Here is a 6,075-nt window from a genome sequence, read left to right on the forward strand (position 1 = left end):
GTTGGCGTGATGATTCCACTCACCAAGCCGACGACCGAAGGGGCTCTGGATGTGTTCGTATCCTGCCGTGCTCGGCGCCCCGCATGAGCTGGTCGAGCATGTTTCCTGACTGCTGCAGGAACACCGCCGGGCCCGCAACACACGCTGGCGCAGGCTCGGCTGCTTCCAGCAGGCGCTGCTCACCCTGGTCCATCCGCGGAAGAGCGAGACGTTCTCGCGGCTCGGAAGCCGGGTTTGGGATCCGAGGCCACCGCTTGGCGGTACGTCGGCGAGACGCTGGACGTCCTGAATGAGTTGAGCTGCGGGACTCATGCTCAGCGACCTTCATCGGCAAGGTGTCCGGGGTGCGCACCGATCTTGTTCCTGACCGCCTGTGGGAGCGGGTGGCCCCGTTGCTGCCGCCCGCTCCCGAACGGCGCCATCGCCACCCCGGGCGGCTGCGTATTCCGGATCGGGCGGCACTCGCCGGCGTCCTGTTCGTGCTGCGGACGGGTGTCGCGTGGCGGGATGTCCCGGCGGAGACTGTGGGCTGCTCCGGTGTGACGGCCTGGCGTCGGCTGCGGGATTGGACCGAGGCCGGAGTGTGGCCGCGCCTGCACGCTGCCCTGTTGAGCGAGCTTCGCCGTGCCGGCCTGCTGGACCTGGACGACTGCTCCGTGGATGGCTCGCATGTCCGGGCCCTAAAAGGAGGGGATCACGTCGGCCCCTCGCCCGTTGACCGTGCCCGCCCCGGCTCCAAGCACCACCTGATCGTCGACCGGCACGGAACCCCGCTCGCTGTCACGCTGACCGGCGGGAACCGACACGACGTCACCCAGCTCATGCCTTTGCTCGACGCTATCCCGTCGATCCGGGGACTGCGGGGACGTCCCCGTTGCAAGCCCCAGCGTCTGTATGCCGACCGTGGCTACGACTTCGACAAGTACCGCCGTCTGCTGTGGAAGCGGGGCATCAAACCGTTGATTGCTCGACGCGGTGTCGCCCACGGTTCCGGGCTGGGCAAGGTGCGCTGGGTGGTCGAGCGCGCCTTCGCCTAGCTGCACCAGTTCAACCGGCTCCGCACCCGCTACGAGCGACGTGCCGATCTCCACCAGGGCCTGCTCGAACTTGCCTGCAGTCTCATATGCCTGCGCCGCCTGCGAACCTCACCCTGAAGCGATCAGCTGGCTACGCTGAACCACCCCGGCCGCTTCTCGGCCAGAAGCGGTTGCAGCGACCGCACTGCGGCCCGCAGGTCCTCATCCGTGACGTCAAGAGACTCCGGCAGCCTCAGCCCGTACCTACGCAGCCGCCAGAGGTCGAAGACTTCACTTCCGCCGGCTGCGAAGTCCACATCAACCTCAATGCCGTTGTCGTACACGAAGCAGCACCCTGCCCCATGACCCATGTAGGAGTGGGCGCCGACCTGCCCACTCCGACTGATCCGGCGCGAACGGGCGAGGCCGAGGACATCTGCCAGTCGCTCAAGCGACGGAATCGCCACCCTCATGGCCTCGTCAATCGCGTTCAGAGCGTGGACGTAACCGACCACGAGGTCCCGTGCAGCCCAACCCGTTCCATACGGCGCCCTCCTCCTTGAGCCCGTGAGTGAAGGGATTCTTCCATGGGCCGCCAGCGTCTCCGCAGGACAGCATTCTGAAACGATCAGTAAGGCATCTCTCTACGGCACCTCGCATACGCTCGCAGGTCGGCCGCTTCCACAAGTCACAAACAGGCGAGCTTGAACAGAAGAACTTGACAGGGAACGCGACGAACTGTGAGAAGTCCGTACGCGCCGACCTGATCGCCACCGCCCGCCGCCACGGCGTGCCCACGGTTGCGCTGGTCATCCCCACCCCGGCCTCCGTGTGCGTCGAACGCCAGGAAGGCCGGCCCGCGAACCGGCGCGTACCCGAGCCGGTCATCCTTGCCCAGCATGCCGCCGTGGTCGCCGCGTGGCCCGGCCTGCCCGCCGAAGGGTTCGATCACGTCGTCGTCGCGGAGAACATCTACCGCCTGGAGAACCTGCTTCAGCGACTCAGTGACGCCCGGCGCGGGGATCTCGGCTGGGGCGGGGGAGAGGGCCTGGGCGATCTGCTCCTGGTCCGCCGTTACTTCGGCCCCGAGATCCTGCCGATGTGGCGCTGGCGCGACGGCTCGCAGCTCGCCGACGGCGACCGCGTCGCCGAAGTCCGGCTCGGAGCGGACAGCCTGTACCTCGCCCAGCGCCTCGACATCGATGGCGAGGGCGACATCGGCTTCGAAGTCCTGATGGGCTGCCCCGTCTTCGCCGACTGCAAGAGCGCGGCGTGGGCCCCGGTCTACAACGTCACCGACCTCCTGCGCGGCCTGACCGGTGAGCTGATGAACGACCCGGACGTGCGCTGCACCATCCACGGCCAGGACGACCCCGAGGGCCGCGCCGACCTCGAAGCGCAGGCCATGGAGGCGATCAGCGGATGACGACCAAGACCCCCGAACGCGGCTGGGACCAGGCCGTCTTCCGGTGCGGCCGGTGCGGCACCAAGCACACCGCCACCACCGAGGACGACTACCTCAAGGCCGTCGGCGCTCACCGCGACGCACACGCAGTGTGGGACCGGCTCAACCCCACCGAGCGCGACGGCCTTGCCTCGATCCTGCGCACCATCCTGTCCGCGCCGGACCTCGCCGTGGAGCTCCTGGCCCTCGCCGACCGGCAGCCGACCGGTGGCGACGACCAGTGAGCCGCGCCGCCAGCGACGGAACCCATCCGCACCCGCTCACCCCGGCCGGCATCCCGGCCGGGGGACGAGTGGGCCCGCGGGTGCCCGGACTGCCACATCCGCATCCAAGGCGGAAGCGCGGGGCTCACCGCGCACCGCCGCACGGTCCGCAACCCCGCCGACGACCCGCGCACCCCGATCAACATCCAGTTATGAGCGGCTCCGGCCGCCCCACACCCTCCGTGGAGGACCGCATGGCACGCACGCCCAGGCCCGTCACCTGGTACATCGCCACCCCGGCCGACGGCATCATCGAACTGTCCCGTCTGGCCGGGACACGGGTGAACCTCGCCGACAACATCGGCAAGGTCATCGACCACCCCAACCCCTGCCATAACAAGTGGTTCGACGAGAGCGACTTCTCGTACTTCCGCATGGTCAAGCGTGTCGGCGAGGTGCTGGAGGACACCGGCATCTGGCCCGTTACCTGGCCGGTCCGCCTGTGGATCGTCGAGCCGGTCGGCGAGACCGGGAACTGGAGCCCGCGCTACTACCCCTACCGGCTGCTGGCCCACCAGATCCGCGTCATCGAGGAGACCGACGCCCACCGCGCGCTCGGGGCCGGCGGCCGTGAGGTCCTGGACGTCATCCACCAGCAGATCCCCGAGCGCGCCGCCCAGTGGGCCGCCGACTGGGACGCCGACCCCGAGAGCATGCGCGAGCGGATCCGGGCCTGGGAGCAGCGCGGCGGTCGTGGCCGTGCCAGCGGCAGGTGGGCGCAGGAGGTGGCCTACGCGACCTCGTACGCCCGCCGTGAGTCGGCCGCGCAGCGGTGGGTCGAGCACCTTGCCCGCGACACCGTCGACCGGGCCCTCGCTGAAACCGGCGTCAGCCGGGCCGCGTGCTACTACGCCTACGGCCGCGCCACCGACCTGGCCGTCGCCGCCCAGCACCAGACCCGCCTCGACGCGTACGTCCTCGACGCGCTGCGCGGTGTCGACCTCGACGCCCCCGTCCCGGCTGCTGCCTGACGGACGCTCCGTGCCGTCCCGGCCCGGCGAAGGCCGGGACGGTCGCGGTGGTCCCTCAAGCACCAGGAGGTGTACGACGCAGCTCTCGCCGCACAGCAGGCCGGACTCGATAACCCCGGCAAGCAGCCGGACAGCTGGGGAGCCAGCGGGCTGAAACCCGGCTGGGAGATGGAGTGGCCCGCCGCGAAGGCCGGCCGCTGGATCAACTCCGTCAACTGGACCACCAGCCGCGGCGACTTCGCGCCGTAGCTCCGCGCCGGGACGGCCGTCACAGGCCGGAAAACCAGTCGGCCGCCCCGGGTCACCCATCCCGCACGAGACGAGAGAGGGAGAACCAAGTATGGACCCCGTCACGCGCGTTGCGACGCCAATCGGGCAGCGCGCCCTCATCATCACCGCCCTTGCGGTCCCGCTCACCGGCTGGACCGTTCACGCGCTCACCCTCCATCGGCGCCTCGCGGCCGAACGCCGCGACCCCCTCACCGGAGCGCAGCGCCGCGCCGCGTTTGAGCACCGCGCCCAGCGCCTGCTTGCCCGGCACCGGCAGGACTCCCTGCTCTGCATGGTCGACCTCGACCACTTCAAGGGCCTGAACGACAGCCAGGGCCACGCCGCCGGCGACGCTGTGCTCGCCGCGACCGGCGAGCGCCTAGCCCGCTGGGCCGGACCGCACGGAGTCGTCGGCCGCCTGGGCGGAGACGAGTTCGCCGTCGCCACCCGCATGAACCTGAACCACGAGCACGCGATGGAGCAACACCTGAAGGAGCTCGTGGGCGTACTGCACGAGCCCGTGCCCACGAAGGCTGGCCCGCTCGCCTTCGCCGCGTCGGTCGGCGCCGCCGTCCCCGACTACCTCGGCATCCACACCCTGCCCGCTCTGCTGCGCGGCGCCGACGTCTCGATGTACCGCACCAAGCACTCCGGCCGGTACGGCTGGGCGGAGATCGAGGACCTCCAGGCGCCGACCGTCAACGGCCGCCGAGCCGGGCGCCCCGGTGCCGCGCTGCTGGAGCGTGCCGCATGACGAGCGAACTCGAAGGCGGCGACTGGATCCGCGGCATCACGATCCGCCAGCCCTGGGCCACCTGCATCCTCGCCGGGAAGACCCCGGAGAACAGGCCCAAGCACTGGTCCTGGCGCGGCTGGGTCCTCCTCCACGCCGGGAAGGCGAAGCCGGACCCCGCCCTCCTGCGCGACCCGCTGGTGGCCACCGCGATCCGCGGCCGCGAGCTCCACCTCGGCGCGGTCATCGGCGTCGCCCGGCTCACCGGCTGCCACCCCGACCAGGGGCCCGAACACTGCACCAGCCCGTGGGCGCAGCGCGACGTCCACCACCTGGTCCTCGCCGATGTCCACGAACTGCCGCTGCCCGTGCCCGCCACGGGTGCGCTCCCGGCATGGAAGCCGACGCGGGACCTCGTGGACCGCGTCCTCCAGCAGCTGCCCCACCTGCGGCCATGACCCGCAGGAGCAGCAAGACGCCGCTGTGGGAGCCGGGCCTGGTCCCGGTCCCCGGCGACCTGCTGGACTGGCGCGACGCCCGGCACTTCGACCGCTGGCAGGACCGCCCCTGCGCGCTGTGCGACAAGGCCACACCGATGCGCTCCCACTCCGGGGAGCCCGTCCACAAGAGCTGCGCCGAGGCCTGGATTGCCGCGAATCCCACCGAGGCCCGCCGCCTCGGCCGGTTCGCTTCCGACGTCCAGGCCAAGCGCCGGCGCGACGACGACCACGCCTGACTCCTTCCCCGGAGGTCCCCGTGAGCAGCACAGACCACGCCCTTGCCTATCCCGAGCCGCCCGCTTCCCCGCTCTGGCACCGCCAGGGCCCGAGGCCCCGGCCGATTACCCCGGAGCAGCAGCGACGCAACCGCGAGCTCCTGGTGCTCGCGCGGCGCTCTCCCCGATCCCGCTCCCCCCGCTCCACCAACCCCCTGGCGGAGGCCGGCTGATGGACACCAAGTACCTCGCCATCGACGGCTACGTCGGTGCGATCCCGGTCCCCGGCACCAGCTGGGGTACCGCGAAGTTCGACCTGATCCACTCCTCCGCCGGCGCGGACCAGGTCGCACCCGAGGCCCCCGACACCGTCTACGCCTGCAGCACCGCCGACCCGCGCCTCGCCGACGTACTCCTGCACGAGATACAGCCCGGCGACCTGCTGCGCGTCACAGGCATCGTCGTCCGGCCCGAGGACCCGACCATCCCGGCCCACTTCGCCGTCGACGCCCTGGAAGTCCTGGAGGCTGCCCCGGCCCGACGCGATTAGTACTGCAACGACACTCCGTGATGTCCTCTGCGTTGGTAATGGCTGATGCGGGCTCGTGCTTGGCTTCGTCTTCGCCATCGTGACCATGCGAG

The 6,075-nt window shown here is 70.7% G+C and carries 10 protein-coding genes and 2 pseudogenes; 11 read left to right on the plus strand and 1 reads right to left on the minus strand.

Features of this window, described 5'->3' with window-relative positions; genetic code table 11:
- Positions 1-6: 6 nt before the first annotated feature.
- Both ACIRJP_RS38045 and ACIRJP_RS38050 read left to right on the plus strand, forming a co-directional pair.
- Positions 7-312 (plus strand): annotated as a pseudogene (locus tag ACIRJP_RS38045) (transposase family protein); the annotation flags it as partial.
- 32 nt (positions 313-344) lie between these two features.
- Positions 345-1,154, plus strand: a pseudogene (locus ACIRJP_RS38050) (IS5 family transposase).
- 5 nt (positions 1,155-1,159) lie between these two features.
- Here the strand turns inward: ACIRJP_RS38050 and ACIRJP_RS38055 are convergent.
- A complete protein-coding gene (locus ACIRJP_RS38055; protein ID WP_404184849.1) occupies positions 1,160-1,489 on the minus strand; it encodes a DUF6896 domain-containing protein in 330 nt (109 codons plus the stop codon).
- 245 nt (positions 1,490-1,734) lie between these two features.
- Here ACIRJP_RS38055 and ACIRJP_RS38060 point away from each other — a divergent pair, with 245 nt between their 5' ends.
- The 9 genes from ACIRJP_RS38060 to ACIRJP_RS38100 all read left to right on the plus strand — a co-directional run bounded on the left by ACIRJP_RS38060 (position 1,735) and on the right by ACIRJP_RS38100 (position 5,983).
- Positions 1,735-2,442 carry an AAA family ATPase gene (locus tag ACIRJP_RS38060; RefSeq protein WP_404184822.1) on the plus strand — a complete coding sequence of 236 codons (708 nt, stop codon included), beginning with the start codon at positions 1,735-1,737 and terminating at the stop codon, positions 2,440-2,442.
- A complete protein-coding gene (locus ACIRJP_RS38065; protein WP_404184825.1) occupies positions 2,439-2,705 on the plus strand; it encodes a hypothetical protein in 267 nt (88 codons plus the stop codon). The genes ACIRJP_RS38060 and ACIRJP_RS38065 overlap by 4 nt, the downstream gene beginning before the upstream one ends.
- A gap of 233 nt (positions 2,706-2,938) precedes the next feature.
- Positions 2,939-3,715, plus strand: a complete 777-nt coding sequence (locus tag ACIRJP_RS38070) for a hypothetical protein (RefSeq protein ID WP_404184828.1) — start codon at positions 2,939-2,941, stop codon at positions 3,713-3,715.
- A gap of 69 nt (positions 3,716-3,784) precedes the next feature.
- Positions 3,785-3,964 carry a hypothetical protein gene (locus ACIRJP_RS38075; protein ID WP_404184831.1) on the plus strand — a complete coding sequence of 60 codons (180 nt, stop codon included), beginning with the start codon at positions 3,785-3,787 and terminating at the stop codon, positions 3,962-3,964.
- Between the two features lie 91 nt (positions 3,965-4,055).
- Positions 4,056-4,739, plus strand: coding sequence for a GGDEF domain-containing protein (locus ACIRJP_RS38080; RefSeq protein WP_404184834.1), 684 nt, complete (start codon positions 4,056-4,058; stop codon positions 4,737-4,739).
- Positions 4,736-5,176 (plus strand): hypothetical protein, encoded by a 441-nt coding sequence (locus tag ACIRJP_RS38085; RefSeq protein ID WP_404184837.1) that lies wholly within the window; start codon positions 4,736-4,738, stop codon positions 5,174-5,176. Before ACIRJP_RS38080 ends, ACIRJP_RS38085 begins: the two co-directional genes overlap by 4 nt.
- A complete protein-coding gene (locus ACIRJP_RS38090; protein WP_401879383.1) occupies positions 5,173-5,454 on the plus strand; it encodes a hypothetical protein in 282 nt (93 codons plus the stop codon). The genes ACIRJP_RS38085 and ACIRJP_RS38090 overlap by 4 nt, the downstream gene beginning before the upstream one ends.
- Before the next feature lie 20 nt (positions 5,455-5,474).
- Positions 5,475-5,666, plus strand: coding sequence for a hypothetical protein (locus ACIRJP_RS38095; RefSeq protein ID WP_404184840.1), 192 nt, complete (start codon positions 5,475-5,477; stop codon positions 5,664-5,666).
- The gene (locus tag ACIRJP_RS38100) at positions 5,666-5,983 is read left to right on the plus strand and encodes a hypothetical protein (protein WP_404184843.1); all 318 of its coding nucleotides are present in this window, start codon (positions 5,666-5,668) and stop codon (positions 5,981-5,983) included. Before ACIRJP_RS38095 ends, ACIRJP_RS38100 begins: the two co-directional genes overlap by 1 nt.
- Positions 5,984-6,075 lie beyond the last annotated feature (92 nt).

It is taken from the genome of Streptomyces sp. NPDC102437, assembly GCF_044765565.1.
Taxonomy (GTDB): Bacteria; Actinomycetota; Actinomycetes; order Streptomycetales; family Streptomycetaceae; genus Streptomyces.